At 70.6% G+C, this 14,663-nt stretch carries 11 protein-coding genes; 4 read left to right on the forward strand and 7 right to left on the reverse strand.

What is annotated here, in order from left to right; translation table 11 throughout:
• From ACIBAI_RS27490 to ACIBAI_RS27520, 7 genes are all read right to left on the reverse strand, one after another.
• Positions 1 to 564: ATP-binding cassette domain-containing protein (locus ACIBAI_RS27490; protein ID WP_399038349.1), on the reverse strand; the 564-nt coding region annotated here is incomplete at its 3' end.
• Positions 557 to 1,615 carry an ABC transporter ATP-binding protein gene (locus tag ACIBAI_RS27495; protein WP_344605814.1) on the reverse strand — a complete coding sequence of 353 codons (1,059 nt, stop codon included), beginning with the start codon at positions 1,613 to 1,615 and terminating at the stop codon, positions 557 to 559. The genes ACIBAI_RS27495 and ACIBAI_RS27490, both read right to left, overlap by 8 nt.
• Positions 1,616 to 1,626: 11 nt before the next feature.
• Positions 1,627 to 2,562 carry an ABC transporter permease gene (locus tag ACIBAI_RS27500; protein WP_399038351.1) on the reverse strand — a complete coding sequence of 312 codons (936 nt, stop codon included), beginning with the start codon at positions 2,560 to 2,562 and terminating at the stop codon, positions 1,627 to 1,629.
• Complete coding sequence (locus ACIBAI_RS27505; protein ID WP_344605810.1) at positions 2,555 to 3,487, reverse strand: ABC transporter permease; 933 nt, start codon at positions 3,485 to 3,487, stop codon at positions 2,555 to 2,557. Before ACIBAI_RS27505 ends, ACIBAI_RS27500 begins: the two co-directional genes overlap by 8 nt.
• A 163-nt stretch (positions 3,488 to 3,650) precedes the next feature.
• The gene (locus tag ACIBAI_RS27510; protein WP_399038353.1) at positions 3,651 to 5,273 is read right to left on the reverse strand and encodes an ABC transporter substrate-binding protein; all 1,623 of its coding nucleotides are present in this window, start codon (positions 5,271 to 5,273) and stop codon (positions 3,651 to 3,653) included.
• A gap of 769 nt (positions 5,274 to 6,042) precedes the next feature.
• Positions 6,043 to 7,950: a translational GTPase TypA gene (gene typA / locus ACIBAI_RS27515; RefSeq protein WP_399038428.1), complete on the reverse strand. Its 1,908-nt coding sequence runs from the start codon at positions 7,948 to 7,950 to the stop codon at positions 6,043 to 6,045.
• Positions 7,951 to 8,217: 267 nt separating this feature from the next.
• Complete coding sequence (locus ACIBAI_RS27520; RefSeq protein WP_399038354.1) at positions 8,218 to 10,395, reverse strand: ABC transporter substrate-binding protein; 2,178 nt, start codon at positions 10,393 to 10,395, stop codon at positions 8,218 to 8,220.
• A gap of 288 nt (positions 10,396 to 10,683) precedes the next feature.
• Between ACIBAI_RS27520 and ACIBAI_RS27525 the strand changes: the two genes are divergently transcribed.
• Genes ACIBAI_RS27525 through ACIBAI_RS27540 form a run of 4 tightly spaced genes read left to right on the forward strand, consistent with a single transcriptional unit; the run spans position 10,684 to position 14,560 of the window.
• On the forward strand, positions 10,684 to 10,974 hold the full coding sequence (locus ACIBAI_RS27525; RefSeq protein WP_399038355.1) for a hypothetical protein: 291 nt from the start codon (positions 10,684 to 10,686) through the stop codon (positions 10,972 to 10,974).
• A gap of 24 nt (positions 10,975 to 10,998) precedes the next feature.
• Positions 10,999 to 11,835, forward strand: a complete 837-nt coding sequence (locus ACIBAI_RS27530; protein WP_399038357.1) for a hypothetical protein — start codon at positions 10,999 to 11,001, stop codon at positions 11,833 to 11,835.
• Positions 11,836 to 11,852: 17 nt separating this feature from the next.
• Complete coding sequence (locus ACIBAI_RS27535; RefSeq protein ID WP_399038359.1) at positions 11,853 to 13,787, forward strand: fumarate reductase/succinate dehydrogenase flavoprotein subunit; 1,935 nt, start codon at positions 11,853 to 11,855, stop codon at positions 13,785 to 13,787.
• The gene (locus ACIBAI_RS27540) at positions 13,784 to 14,560 is read left to right on the forward strand and encodes a succinate dehydrogenase/fumarate reductase iron-sulfur subunit (RefSeq protein WP_399038360.1); all 777 of its coding nucleotides are present in this window, start codon (positions 13,784 to 13,786) and stop codon (positions 14,558 to 14,560) included. The genes ACIBAI_RS27535 and ACIBAI_RS27540 overlap by 4 nt, the downstream gene beginning before the upstream one ends.
• Positions 14,561 to 14,663: the final 103 nt, after the last annotated feature.

Below are 14,663 nucleotides of genomic sequence, written 5' to 3' on the forward strand. Positions count from 1 at the left end.
CGGGTTCAGCCCGACCACGTCCAGCAGCTCCTGCACCCGCTTGCGCCGGTCGCCCTTCGGAGCCGCCTCCGGGTGGATGTCGAAGGGCTCGCCGATGATGTCGCCCACCGTCATCCGCGGATTGAGCGAGGTGTACGGGTCCTGGAACACCATCTGGATGTTGCGGCGGACCGCCTTCAACGCCCGCCCGGACAACCGGGTGATGTCCTGGCCCTTGTAGAAGATCTCGCCGGCGGTGGCCCGCTCCAGGTTCATCAGGAGCTTGGCGACGGTGGACTTGCCGCAGCCGGACTCGCCCACGATGCCCAGCGTCTCGCCCTGGTACAGGTCGAAGGAGACCCCGTCGACGGCCTTGACCGCGCCGATCTGCTTCTTGAACAGGATGCCCTGGGTGAGCGGGAAGTGCTTCTTCAGGTTGCGCACCTGGAGGATCGGCTCGCCCCGGCCGACGGGCGCCTCGATCGCCGCGACCGCCTCGGTCTCCGACGCGGCGTCCACGACCTCCACCTCGGAGACGTTCGGCGTGCCGTCCTGCGGCTCGTCGGTCTTGCTGAGCTCAGCCATGGAGCGTCTCCTTCCAGAAGTGGCAGGCGGAAGCGCGGCCGGCCAGCTCCGTGCCGTCCCGCTCGGTGACCGGGAACAGGTCCGGGATGTCGGTCCGGCACACGTCCCGGGCCTGCGGGCAGCGCGGGTTGAAGGCGCAACCGGTCGGGATGCGCAGCAGGTTGGGCGGCAGGCCCTTGATCGCGTACAGCTCCTGGCCCTTGTGGTCCAGGCGCGGGATCGAGTCCAGCAGGCCCTTGGTGTAGGGGTGCGCGGGACGCTTGTACAGCTCGTGGACCGGGGCCCGCTCCACGATCCGGCCCGCGTACATCACCGCGATCTTGTCCGCGACGTCGGCAACCACGCCGAGGTCGTGGGTGATCAGGATCAGGCCCATGTGGTACTCGCGCTGGAGCTCCGCGAGCAGGTCCATCACCTGGGCCTGGACGGTGACGTCGAGGGCGGTGGTCGGCTCGTCGGCGATGATCAGGTCCGGCTCCAGGGCCAGCGCCATGGCGATCATGATGCGCTGGCGCATACCGCCGGAGAACTGGTGCGGGTAGTCGTCGACGCGGGCCGCCGCGGCCGGGATCTTCACCCGGTCCATCAGCTCGATCGCCTTGGCCTTGGCGTCCTTCTTGGACAGGCCCTGGTGGACGCGGAACATCTCGCCGAGCTGGTAGCCGACGCTCAGCACCGGGTTCAGCGAGCTGAGCGCGTCCTGGAAGATCATGGCGATCCGCCGGCCGCGGATGGTGCGCCGCTCCTCCGCGGACATCTTCAGCATGTCCTGCCCGCGGAAGAGGATCTCGCCCTGGGGGATCTTCGCCGGCGGCATGTCGAGGATGCCCATGACGGCCTGCGCGGTCACCGACTTGCCGGAGCCGGACTCGCCGAGCACGGCGAGGGTCTCGCCCGCGCCGACGCTGTAGTTGACGCCGTTGACGGCCTTGACGACGCCGTCCCGGGTGTGGAACTCCACGTGCAGGTCGCGCACTTCGAGGAGCGGGCCGCCGTCCGCCCCGCCCGCACGAGGCGAGGGCGCGGGGGTGGTTTCTTCGATGGTGGTCACGTACGCCTCCCTCAGCGCATCTTCGGGTCGAGGGCGTTGCGGACCGCCTCACCGAGCATGATGAACGCCAGCACCGTGATGCTGAGCATGATCGACGGGTAGAGCATGATGTACCGCGCGACGCGGATCTGGTTGCCGCCGTCGGAGATGTCGTTGCCCCACGATACGCCGTCCAGGCCCAGGCCCAGGAAGGACAGCGTGGCCTCGGCTCCGATGTAGACGCCGAGCGAGATGGTGGCGACGACGATCACCGGGGCCACCGCGTTGGGCAGCACGTGGCGGAGGAGGATGCGGCTGGTCCCGGCGCCCAGGGCCTTGGCCGCCTGCACGTAGTCCGCCTGTTTGACGGTGATGACCGATCCGCGCATCACGCGGGCCGTCTGCGTCCAGCCGAGGAAGGCCAGGGCTCCGATGACGACCGGGAGGGAGCGGTCGGTGAAGGAGTTGAGCATCACCATCGCGCCGAGCAGGAACGGGATGCCGAAGAACATGTCCGTGATGCGCGACAGCACGGCGTCGAGCCAGCCGCCGAAGTAACCGGCGAGCATGCCGATCAGACCGCCGAACACGGTCACGACCAGGGCGGTCCCCGCGCCGACGAGGAGCGAGGCGCGCGTGCCGTGGATGGTGCGGGCGTAGACGCTGCGGCCCTGGGCGTCGTAGCCCAGCCAGTCGGCCGCGAAGAGGTGGCCGTAGTTCGGCTGCTGCAGGTAGTGGTTGGCCAGGTCCTTGTCGTTCGGGTCCGCGTCGGTGAACAGGCCCGGGAAGGCGGCCATGAGCAGCAGGATCAGGATCAGCGCCGCCGAGACGATGAACACCCAGTTGGTGCGCAGGTCCCGCCAGGCGTCGCCCCACAGGCTGCGGGTCTTCTCCGGCTTGGGCTTGTCCGGCACGTGCGAGGCGGTGGCGACGACTGCGTCGTCGGCGGTCTTGGTCAGCTCAGGCATAACGGATCCTCGGGTCCAGGACCGCGTAGAGCAGGTCGACGATCAGGCTGGTGAGGAGGTAGACGAGAACGAGGATGGTGACCAGGCCGACGAGCGTGGTGCCCTCGCGGCGCACGATCGACTCGTAGATGGTGCCGCCGACGCCGTGGATGTTGAAGATGCCCTCGGTCACGATGGCGCCGCCCATCAGGGCGCCGATGTCGGTGCCGAGGAAGGTGACGACCGGGATGAGGGAGTTGCGCATCAGGTGCACGCCGACGATGCGGCGGCGGGGCAGGCCCTTGGCGACGGCCGTGCGCATGTAGTCGGCGCGCAGGTTCTCCGCGACCGACGTGCGGGTCAGCCGGGCCACGTAGGCGAGCGACGCGCAGGCCAGCACGAGGGCCGGCATGAGCAGCTGGCTCAGGTTGGTGTCGTCGATGACCGACGGCTCCAGCCAGTTCAGCTGGAAGGCGAACACCACCTGGAAGATGTAGCCGAGGACGAAGACGGGCACCGAGATCAGCAGCAGCGTCAGGAACAGGATCGCGGTGTCGGCCGCCTTGCCCGCGCGCAGGCCCGCCACCACGCCGAGCAGGATGCCGAGGGTGGCCTCGATGGCGAACGCCAGACCGGCCAGCCGCAGCGTCACCGGGAACGCCTCGCCCAGGATGTCGGTGACCGGGCGTCCGCTGGCGATCTGCGTGCCGAAGTCGAAGTGCAGAACGATGTTCCGCATGTAGTCCCAGTACTGGACCAGGACGGGCTTGTCGAGGCCGTACTCGTGCCGCAGCGATCTCAGGACCGCGGGGCTCGCACCCTTGTCGCCGAAGAGCCCTCGCACGGGGTCACCGGGCAGGGCGTAGACCATCAGGAAAATCAGCAGGGTCGTCCCGATGAACACCGGGATCATCTGGAGCAGTCGTCGCACGACATAGCGCCCCATGGTGCCTCCATGTCAGTCACAGCGGCAGGCCCTTTTCCCCGCGCACGGACGGACTCCCCGTGGGTTTCCGTACATGCGCGGCGAAAAGGGCCCCCCGGCCGATCGGCCGGCGCCGTGCCGCACCCGTCTGCGGGGGCGGCACGGCACACGCTGTCGTCAGCGGTTACTTCTTGACCTGAACGCCGGTCAGGACCGGGTCGCCGTCCTGGGCGTACTTGACTCCGGTGACCTTCTCCGAGTAGCCCGCGTTGACCTTGTAGTACCAGAGCGGGATGCTCGGCATGTGCTCGGGGAGCTTCTTCTCGATCTCCTGGTACAGCTTCTCCGACTCCTCCAGCGTCTTGGCGGAGTCGGCCCGGGCGATCAGCTGGTCGATCTCCTTGTTGGAGAAGCCGCCCTTGTTGCCGTCCGAGTTGGTGCCGAACAGGTCGCGGATGAAGTTGGCGATGAACGGGTAGTCGAGCACCCAGCCGGAGCGGTAGAGCGACTTGACTTCCTTGTTGTCACGGGCGTTGAGCTCCGCCTGGAAGTCCGCCTTGGAGTCGCCGACGCACTCGACGCCGGTCGCCTTGGTGATGGAGCCGCAGACCGCCTCCACCCACTCCTTGTGGCCGCCGTCCACGTTGTACTGGATGGAGATCTTGTTGCCCGGGACGCCGCCGCCCGCCTTGATGAGCTGCTTCGCCTTGGCCGGGTCGTACTTGGTGATGTCGCCGGCGGCGTTCGGCTGGTAGCCGAGGACGCCCTTGGCGACCCAGCCGGTGGCGGGCTCACGGGTGCCCTGGAGCACCGTCTTGGTGATGGTGTCGCGGTCGATCGCCATCGACAGGCCCTGCAGGACCTTGGGGTCGATGTCCTTCCACTGCTTGGTGTAGAAGGCCACCGCGATGGTCTGGATCGAGGAGTACGGCTGGTCCACGGCGCGGTCGCCGAGGTCGGCCTTGTAGACCGGCAGGTCACGCGGGGCGACCTGCCGCATCACGTCGAGGTTGCCGGACTTCAGGTCCTGGTAGGCCGTCTCCAGCTTCGAGTAGTTCTTGAAGATCACGCCGCCGTTCTTGGCCTTGTTCGGGCCCTTGTAGTCGGCGTACCTGGCGACCTCGATCTGCTTCTTGTGCTGCCAGCTGACGAACTTGTAGGGGCCGTTGCCGACCGGCTTCTCACCGGCGGCCTTCGGGTCCTTGTAGAAGGACTCGGGCAGCGGCGAGAAGACCTCGTAGCCCAGCTTGTAGGTGAAGTAGGGCAGCGCCTTCTCCAGCTCGATGGTGAAGGTGGTGTCGTCGACGACCTTCAGGCCGGACATCTCCGTGGCCTTCGGCTTGCCCTTCGCGGGGGCGACGTCGGCGTAGCCCTTGATGTCGGAGAACCAGAAGCTGTTGGTCTGCTTGTTCTCCGGGTTCGCGGCCCAGTTCCACGCCTTGACGTAGGACTCGGCGGTCACCGGGGTGCCGTCGTGGAACGTCCAGCCCGGCTTCAGCTTGACCGTGTAGGTCTTGTTGTCCGTGGTGTCGACGGACTGGGCGTTCATCATCACGAGCTTGCCGCTCGAGTCGTAGTCGACGAGACCGGTGAACAGCGCCCGCGTGACGATGCTGCCGTTGGACTCCATGGTGTTCGCCGGCTGCAGCGGGTTCTGCGGCTCGCCGACCTCGACCGAGAACTTGCCGTTCGGGTCGATCGCGGCCTTGCCGTCGCCCTCGTCGCCGCTGCCACCACCACAGGCGGTCGCGCCCAGCGCCACAACCGCGGCAATCGCGACCCACTTGGCGCTCTTCGCACCGCGCATGGGTTCCTCCTCAAGAGTCCAATGGTTCACCGCATGGGTGGGCACGCGACACGGCGCCGTCACCGGTGCCTGGGATGGTCAGGTGCCCCCTCGCTCGTGAGTCGGCGCCTGCAGCGCGTGACCCGTTCAACCGAGCTCTACGCGCCTAACTATCTGCCATGGGCCCTGGCCGAACCACACCCCTGAGGTCTCGGTTCGATCACACCTCGCCCGTACATCTTCCAAAATCCGGACAAAGTGTTTGCCGAAAGATCCCTGCGAAACGGACTTGTTACACATCTATCGGCGGCAGGTGTCCGCATTCCGGACACGCGGCGTGGAAAACCGATTGCAGCCGTCATGGCCGATGTGCCAAGGGCCGCGGTCGGCACACCCCTTCACGGCGCGGGCGGTGTGCGGCGGGTCTCACTCACCGGCCCGGGCCGTCGGCCCGGACCGCGGATCCGGTCCGCCGCCTCGCCCCGCCGGTCCCGTCCGGCCCGGCAGCGGGCCGACGCGCGGGAACCGCCGGCCGGCGCAGGCGCACAGCGGCCGGACTCCATTCCCACAGCAGCCTAACGGGCGCAACGGGGCGCGCGGGGCCCTCGCCCCGGAATGCAGGGTTTTCCCTCTGCACCCCTGATTTCTCGCCCTGTGTCCCCGGCTGCCCCTTCCCGCCCGGGCCGGGCGCCCGCCGAAACGCGAACCGGGCACCCCGCGACGCGGGATGCCCGGTGGTGCCGTACGACGGCGTTCCAGCTGCGCTCGGCGCGTCGCCGCGCCCGGCGCGTCAGCCGTGCTTGGCGCGGCTCGCGGCGCGGGCGCGCTCGCGCTGGTCGAGGACGACCTTGCGGATGCGGACGGCCTCCGGGGTGACCTCGACGCACTCGTCGTCGCGGCAGAACTCCAGGGACTGCTCCAGCGACAGCTTGCGCGGCGGGACGATCGACTCGGTCACGTCGGCCGTGGACGACCGCATGTTGGTGAGCTTCTTCTCCTTGGTGATGTTGACGTCCATGTCGTCGGAGCGGGAGTTCTCGCCGACGATCATGCCCTCGTACACCTCGGTGCCCGGCTCCACGAACAGCACGCCGCGCTCCTGGAGGTTGGTCATCGCGAACGCGGTGACCGCACCGGCGCGGTCGGCGACCAGGGAGCCGTTGTTGCGGGTCTGCAGCGGGCCGAACCAGGGCTCGAAGCCCTCGTGGATGGAGTGGGCGATGCCCGTGCCGCGGGTCTGCGTCAGGAACTCGGTGCGGAAGCCGATCAGGCCGCGCGAGGGCACCACGAACTCCATGCGGACCCAGCCGGAGCCGTGGTTGGACATGTTGTCCATGCGGCCCTTGCGGACGCCCATGAGCTGCGTGACCGCGCCCATGTGCTCCTCGGGCACGTCGACGGTCATGCGCTCGACGGGCTCGTACGTCTTGCCGTCGATCTCCCGGGTGACCACCTGGGGCTTGCCGACGGTCAGCTCGTAGCCCTCGCGGCGCATCTGCTCGACCAGGATGGCCAGCGCCAGCTCGCCGCGGCCCTGCACCTCCCAGGCGTCGGGCCGGTCGGTGTCCAGGACGCGCAGCGAGACGTTGCCGATCAGCTCGCGGTCGAGGCGGTCCTTGACCTGGCGGGCGGTGACCTTGCGGTCCTTGACGGCCGCCTTGTTGTCGGCGCCCTTGCCGGTGGCACCGCGGCCGACCAGCGGGGAGGTGTTGGTGCCGATGGTCATCGAGATCGCGGGCTCGTCGACCGTGATCAGCGGCAGCGGAACCGGGTTCTCCGGGTCGGCCAGGGTCTCGCCGATCATGATGTCGGGGATGCCGGCGACGGCGCAGATGTCACCGGGGCCGGCCTTCTCGGCGGGCTTGCGGGTGAGCGCCTCGGTCATCATCAGCTCGCTGATCCGCACGTTCTGCACGGACCCGTCGCGCTTCATCCAGGCGACGGTCTGCCCCTTCTTCAGCTCGCCCTGGTGGACGCGGAGCAGCGCGATGCGGCCGAGGAAGTTGTCGGCGTCCAGGTTGGTCACGTGCGCCTGGAGCGGGGCGCCCTCCTCGTAGGTGGGGGCGGGGATGTGCTCCAGGATCGTGGAGAAGAACGGCTCCAGCGAGTCGGAGTCGGCCGGGACCGTGCCGTCCTGCGGCTTGGTCAGCGAGGCGACGCCGTCCCGGCCGCAGGCGTAGACGATCGGGAACTCGATCTGCTCCTCGTCGGCGTCCAGGTCGAGGAAGAGGTCGTAGGTCTCGTTGACGACCTCGTCGATCCGGGCGTCCGGCCGGTCCGTCTTGTTGATGCACAGGATGATCGGCAGCCGCTGCTGGAGCGCCTTGCGCAGCACGAACCGGGTCTGCGGCAGCGGGCCCTCGGAGGCGTCGACGAGCAGGACGACGCCGTCCACCATCGACAGGCCGCGCTCGACCTCGCCGCCGAAGTCGGCGTGGCCGGGCGTGTCGATGATGTTGATGGTGATGGGCTCCCCGCCGTCCTTGGGGTGGTACTTCACCGCCGTGTTCTTGGCGAGGATCGTGATGCCCTTCTCACGCTCCAGGTCGTTCGAGTCCATGACACGGTCGTCGACCTGGTCGAGCTGGTGGGCGGCGAAGGCGCCGGCCTGCTTGAGCATGCCGTCGACGATGGTGGTCTTGCCGTGGTCGACGTGGGCGACGATGGCGACGTTGCGGATGTCGTGACGAGTGGACACAGCCATATTGCGGCTTACTCCCGGAGTGGTGAGGACGGCTCTCGCGTACGTCCTCGGTACGCGGGCCCTGCCGGGCTGAACACGCCACGGCCTCACCCCATGGTACGGGGCCGCACCCGTTGAGGTGAGCCGGTGGGGAACGACGCAGGTGAAAAGGTCTTTTCCCGCCCGTCGCCCGCCGTCCGCCGCCTGCCGGACCGCCGGGCCGCCGTCCGCCGCCCGCTGTCCGCCGCCCGCCGGGCCGCTCACCGAAGCGCGCCCCGCGGGTCAGCCGGCGGCCGCCCGCTTCGCGCCCTTCGCGAAGAAGCCCATGTCCTCGTAGACCGGTGTGGCGAAGCCGAAGGCGCCCGCGTTGGCGAGGTTCTTCCGGGCGGCGGTGAGCTGGGGACGCTGGTAGAGCGGGATCGAGCCGGCCACCGCCCAGATGCGGGCGTCCGCCTTGCGGATCAGGGAGCGGGCCTCCTCCTCGTCCAGGGTCGCGACGGCCTGGTCGAAGAGCTGGTCGACCTGGTCGGTGCCGACGCGGGTGTAGTTCTGCTCGACGTTCAGGGAGCCGTCGGCGCCCGGGACCGGCTTGGCGTAGACGGGGCGGGCGTCGGTGGCGGGGAAGGCGGACGCGGGCCAGGAGTACAGGGCGAGGTCGTACGCGCCGGACGCGATGTGGTCCGTGAAGTAGGACTCGTCGGAGACCTTGGAGATGTCCGTGCGGATGCCGACCCGGGCCAGCATCCGGGAGATGCGGCCGGCCACGGTGTGCAGCGTCCCGGAGCCCGGGCCCGAGGGGAGCACGAAGCGCAGGGTGAGCCGCTTGCCGTCCTTGGCGAGCGGCGCGGCGGCGCCCGCCGGGACGGCGGTGCCCTTGGGGGCGTACGCGCCGGGCTCGCCGTCCCGCGGCTCGTCGCCGCGCGGGGGGTCCTCCCGCTCCCGGCCGGCCTCGCGGCGCGCCTTGCCGTCGGCCCCCTCGCCGCCGTCGCCGCGGTCGTCGTCGCGCTTCCCGCGCTTCTCCTCCCTCTTGTCGTCCTCCCCGACGATGTACGTCCCCTCGGCGCCGCCGTCGGACTCCTCCTCGGCCGCGCCGCCCTCCGGGCCGGCCGCCTTCTCGCCCTTCCCGCGCTTTTCGGCCGGCCCGCCGGGCACCCACCCGGCGTCCCCGAGCAGGGCCCTGGCCTCCTTGGTGTCCTGTTCGCCGAGCGCGCCGCTGTTGTCGGCGTACGCGGCCTGGCCGGGGAGGGCGAGATGGCTGCCGACCGGCGCGGCGGGCAGGCCGAGCGGTTTCAGGACCGTCGCGGCCAGCGCCTCGCGGTCGAGGGCGCGGGCGACGGCCCGGCGGACGCGTTCGTCGGCGAGCGGCCCGTCGGCGCCGTTCAGCGCGAGCTGCGTGTAGGCCGGCTCCAGCGACTTGCGCACCTCGAAGCCCCGCAGGGCCCGGTCCCTCCCGTGGCGGAGTCCGCGGGCGCCGCTCCCCTCGTCCGAGGCCTTCTCGTCGAAGCCGTGGGCGGCCGCCCGGGAGCCCGGTGCGTCGGCGGCGGCCGGGCGCCCGGAGCCCGGCCGGGGGGCGCCGGCGGCCCGGGCGGCGGCGGTGACGCGCCGGGCGGTGGCCGGGTCGATCTCGGCCAGGTCGATCCGGCCGGCGGCCAGCGCGGCGGCCCGCTTCCCGCGCGGCACGGCGCGCAGCTCGATCCGGTCCAGCTTGGCCGGCTCGCCCCACCAGCGCGGGCTGCGGGTGAGGACCACCTCGCCGGACCTGCGGACGACCCGTTCGACGGCGAAGGGGCCGGCGGTGACCTCCAGCCTCCGCCGCGCCCCGTCGTTGAAGGCGTCCGGGGTGCCCATGACGTCCTTCGGGTACAGCGGTGTGAACAGCGACCGCCAGTCGGCGTAGGGCCGGCTGAACGTGACCTTGACCTCCAGGTCGTCGGCGCCGCGCTGGATCTTCTCGATGCGGTCGTAGCCGGCGTTGCGGGCGGTCCAGTAGGCGGTGTCCCGGCCGGACAGGGCACGCCACTGGGCGGCGAAGTCGGCGGCGCCGATCTCCCGGCCGTCGCTCCACACGGCTTGCTGGTTGAGCTTGTAGAGGACGACCTGCTTGGGCTCGGTCGCGACGACTTCGGCCGATTCCAGGTAGTCGGGGTTGCGCTCGGGCCGGCCGCTGGCGTTCAGCCGGAACATCGACGGCAGGACGGCCTGGGCGACGCGGGTGGTGGTGTCGTCGGCGTCGGACTGGAACGCGTTCAGGGTGTCCGGCACGGCGTCCACCGCCCAGCGCAGCGTGCCGCCGTCGGCCACCCGGGCGCGGGCGGCGGCGGCGATGTCCTGTCCGGCCTGCGGCCTGCCGGCCGGGTCCGCAGAGCCGCAGCCGGTGAGCGCGGGCACCGCGAGCGTCCCCGCGGTGAGGAAGGCGGCCGAGCGCATGACCGCGCGCAGTCCGACGCCGTCGTGGGACATCTCTGGTTACCTCCGGGAAGCCGCGGGCGTATTGTCAGCTTTGGGCATATATGAACTCATCAGATGTATGCGGTCACTGAAGAGGAAAGGCTTCGGGAACGGAGGGCGACACGGCGACTGCGGACGGGAAGCCCACCCGGGCGGCGCAACGCATCCGGCGCGCGCCGCCACGCGCCTCGGCCGATCGGTGCACATCCCTTCACAGGGCGTGGTGTGACGCGCGACACTCTCAGGCGCATGAACGTTGCCGCCTTGGGCCCGAAGGACCCGTGGAAGCGAGGGCGAGTCATGTCCGTGCACGACGAACTGACGGCGATCCAGCGCTGCCTCGACGACCTGTCCCGGTCGGTGAGCCGCCTGGAACAGCGCGTCGGCGGCGGGAGCCTGGAGATACGCCGGGTGCGCACCGACGCCGACCATCTGCGGGAGAGCGTCGCGCTGCTGCGCGAGGCCACCACCGCTCCCACCGCTCAGCAGCGCTCCGACCTCGTCACCATCTCCGACACGCCGTACGACTTCTCCCTGTGGACGGACTCGGACGACGAGGGCCTCGGCGCCCGCGACCGCCGCGCCCCGTGAACCCGCACCGACCGGAGTCAGGAATTGGCCACTGGTACGGAACCCCCAGCCACCGATCCCCGTCCCCCTAGCGGCGGCGTCCGCACCCCGGCGCGCGCCGCGATCGACGCCCCGCACCTGCGGACCGACCGCTGGTGGCTGGCGCCCGCCGCCACGGCCGCCGGCCTGCTGGCCTTCGTCGTCTACTCGACGTGGCGGGCCTTCGCCGGCGCGCACTACTACGCGGCGCCGTACGTCTCGCCGTTCTACTCGCCCTGCCTGGCCGAGCGGTGCGAGCCGATGCGCGCCGGGCCGAACTGGGAGATCTTCGGGAGCTGGTGGGGCCTGTCCCCCGCGATCATCATCCTGGTCTTCCCGCTCGGCTTCCGCCTGACCTGCTACTACTACCGCAAGGCCTACTACCGGGGCTTCTGGGCGTCCCCGCCGGCCTGCGCGGTGGCCGAGCCGCACCGCAGGTACACCGGGGAGACCCGCTTCCCGCTGGTCCTCCAGAACCTCCACCGGTACTTCTTCTACGCCGCGATCCCGGTCGCGGGCATCCTGACCTACGACACCGTGCTCGCCTTCCGCGACGAGCGCTACGCGTGGGGCCACATGGGGCTGGGCACCCTGGTGTTCCTGGTCAACATCGTGCTGATCTGGGCGTACACCCTCTCCTGCCACTCCTGCCGGCACATCGTCGGCGGCAAGCTCAAGCACTTCTCGAAGCATCCGGTGCGCTACCGCATGTGGCAGTGGGCCGGGAAGCTGAACGCCCGCCACATGCAGCTCGCCTGGGCGTCGCTGCTGAGCGTGGCGCTCGCCGACCTCTACGTCTACCTCGTCGCGTCCGGTGTCTTCGACGATCCGCGCTTCTTCTAGATGAGTGGGGCCTTGTGATGTCCGTGGTCGACCGGCAGGAATGGGACGTCGTCGTGGTGGGCGCCGGCGGGGCCGGGCTGCGCGCCGCCGTCGAGGCGCGGGAGCGGGGCGCCCGTACGGCGGTGATCTGCAAGTCGCTGTTCGGCAAGGCGCACACGGTGATGGCCGAGGGCGGCATCGCGGCCGCGATGGGCAACGTCAACGCGGGCGACAACTGGCAGGTCCACTTCCGCGACACCCTGCGCGGCGGGAAGTTCCTCAACCAGTGGCGGATGGCCGAGCTGCACGCGCGGGAGGCCCCGGAGCGGGTGTGGGAGCTGGAGACCTGGGGCGCGCTGTTCGACCGGACGGAGGACGGCCGGATCTCGCAGCGCAACTTCGGCGGCCACGAGTACCCGCGCCTGGCGCACGTCGGCGACCGCACGGGCCTGGAGCTGATCCGCACGCTCCAGCAGAAGATCGTCGCGCTCCAGCAGGAGGACCACCGGGAGACCGGGGACTACGAGTCCCGGCTGCGGGTCTTCCAGGAGTGCACGGTGACGCAGATCCTCAAGGACGGGGACCGGGTCTCGGGGGTCTTCGGCTACGAGCGCGAGACGGGCCGCTTCCTCGTCCTCGAGGCGCCCGCCGTCGTGCTCGCGACCGGCGGCATCGGCAAGTCCTTCAAGGTGACGTCGAACTCGTGGGAGTACACCGGCGACGGCCACGCGCTGGCCCTGCTGGCCGGGGCGCCCCTGCTCAACATGGAGTTCGTGCAGTTCCACCCGACGGGGATGGTCTGGCCGCCGTCGGTGAAGGGCATCCTCGTCACCGAGTCGGTGCGCGGCGACGGCGGGGTGCTGCGCGACCGCGACGGCCGGCGGTTCATGTTCGACTACGTCCCCGACGTCTTCAAGGAGAAGTACGCCGAGACGGAGGAGGAGGCCGACCGCTGGTACGACGACCCGGACCACCACCGGCGTCCCCCCGAGCTGCTGCCCCGCGACGAGGTGGCGCGGGCGATCAACACCGAGGTGAAGGAGGGCCGGGGCTCCCCGCACGGCGGCGTGTTCCTGGACGTGTCGACCCGGATGCCCGCCGAGGCGATCAAGCGCCGGCTGCCGTCGATGTACCACCAGTTCAAGGAGCTGGCCGACGTCGACATCACGGCCGAGCCGATGGAGGTCGGCCCCACCTGCCACTACGTGATGGGCGGCGTCGCGGTCGACTCGGACACGGCGGCGGCGCGCGGGGTGCCGGGCCTGTACGCGGCCGGTGAGGTGGCGGGCGGTATGCACGGCTCCAACCGCCTCGGCGGGAACTCCCTGTCCGACCTGCTGGTCTTCGGTCGCCGGGCGGGCCGGTACGCGGCCGAGTACGCGGCGGGCACGGCCGGGGCGCGGCCCCGGGTGGACGACGTCCAGGTCGACGCGGCGGCGCAGGAGGCCCTGCGCCCGTTCTCGGCCCGGGCCGCGGAGCCGGCCGGCGGCCCGCCGGAGAACCCGTACGCCCTCCACCAGGAGCTCCAGCAGACGATGAACGACCTGGTCGGCATCATCCGCCGCGAGACGGAGATGAAGCAGGCCCTGGAGAAACTCGCCGAGCTGCGGGCACGCGCCCGCAGGGCCGGCGTGGAGGGGCACCGGCAGTTCAACCCGGGCTGGCACCTCGCGCTCGACCTGCGGAACATGCTGCTGGTCAGCGAGTGCGTGGCACGGGCGGCGCTGGAGCGCACCGAGTCGCGCGGCGGGCACACCCGCGAGGACCACCCGTCGATGGACCGCAGGTGGCGCCGGATCACCCTGCTGTGCCGGCTCACCGACCCCGCGGGCGGACCGGCGGTGACCGACCCGGCGCACGGCCGGATCACCCTGGAGCGGGAGACCACCGACCCCATCCGTCCGGACCTGCTCGCCCTGTTCGCCAAGGAGGAGCTGGTCAAGTACCTCACCGAAGAGGAGCTGTACGAGTGAGCAGCTACCGGGCCCGCTTCAAGGTGTGGCGGGGAGACGCGTCGGGCGGCGGTCTGGAGGACTTCGCGGTCGAGGTCAACGACGGCGAGGTGGTGCTCGACATCATCCACCGCCTCCAGGCCACCCAGGCTCCGGACCTGGCCGTGCGCTGGAACTGCAAGGCGGGCAAGTGCGGCTCGTGCTCGGCGGAGGTCAACGGGCGGCCCCGGCTGATGTGCATGACCCGCATGTCGGTCTTCGACCGGGCGGAGACGGTCACGGTGACGCCGCTGCGCGCGTTCCCGGTGATCCGCGACCTGGTCACGGACGTCGGCTTCAACTACGTCAAGGCCAGGCAGGTGCCCGCCTTCGTGCCGCCCGCCGGGCTCGGCCCCGGCGAGTACCGCATGATGCAGGAGGACGTGGACCGCCCCCAGGAGTTCCGCAAGTGCATCGAGTGCTTCCTGTGCCAGAACACCTGCCACGTGGTCCGCGACCACGAGGAGAACAAGCAGGCGTTCGCGGGCCCGCGTCTGCTGATGCGGGTCGCGGAGCTGGACATGCACCCGCTGGACGCGGCCCAGGAGACGGGCCTGGACCGCAAGCGCACGGCCCAGGACGAGCACGGCCTCGGCTACTGCAACATCACCAAGTGCTGCACGGAGGTCTGCCCCGAGGGCATCAAGATCACCGACAACGCGCTGATCCCGCTGAAGGAGCGGGCCGTGGACCGCAAGTACGACCCGCTGGTGTGGCTGGGCTCGAAGATCAGGAGGCGTTCCCCGGCGCGCTGACGGCCCGCCGCAGGCCCTCCTCGCGCGCCCCGGTCCCCGCCTCCCGCGCCCCCTCCCCCTCGCGCCGCCCGTCCGGTGCCCCCCGTCCCGGTCGCGGAGCCGG

It is taken from the genome of Streptomyces sp. NPDC051041, assembly GCF_044456065.1.
Lineage (GTDB): Bacteria > Actinomycetota > Actinomycetes > Streptomycetales > Streptomycetaceae > Streptomyces > Streptomyces glaucus.

Excerpts from the sequence above, each read along its gene's own strand:
- ACIBAI_RS27500 (WP_399038351.1), bottom strand. The coding sequence starts at position 2,562 with ATGCCTGAGCTGACCAAGACCGCCGACGACGCAGTCGTCGCCACCGCC.
- ACIBAI_RS27505 (WP_344605810.1), bottom strand. The coding sequence starts at position 3,487 with ATGGGGCGCTATGTCGTGCGACGACTGCTCCAGATGATCCCGGTGTTC.
- ACIBAI_RS27510 (WP_399038353.1), bottom strand. The coding sequence starts at position 5,273 with ATGCGCGGTGCGAAGAGCGCCAAGTGGGTCGCGATTGCCGCGGTTGTG.
- ACIBAI_RS27520 (WP_399038354.1), bottom strand. The coding sequence starts at position 10,395 with ATGTCCCACGACGGCGTCGGACTGCGCGCGGTCATGCGCTCGGCCGCC.
- ACIBAI_RS27525 (WP_399038355.1), top strand. The coding sequence starts at position 10,684 with ATGTCCGTGCACGACGAACTGACGGCGATCCAGCGCTGCCTCGACGAC.
- ACIBAI_RS27535 (WP_399038359.1), top strand. The coding sequence starts at position 11,853 with ATGTCCGTGGTCGACCGGCAGGAATGGGACGTCGTCGTGGTGGGCGCC.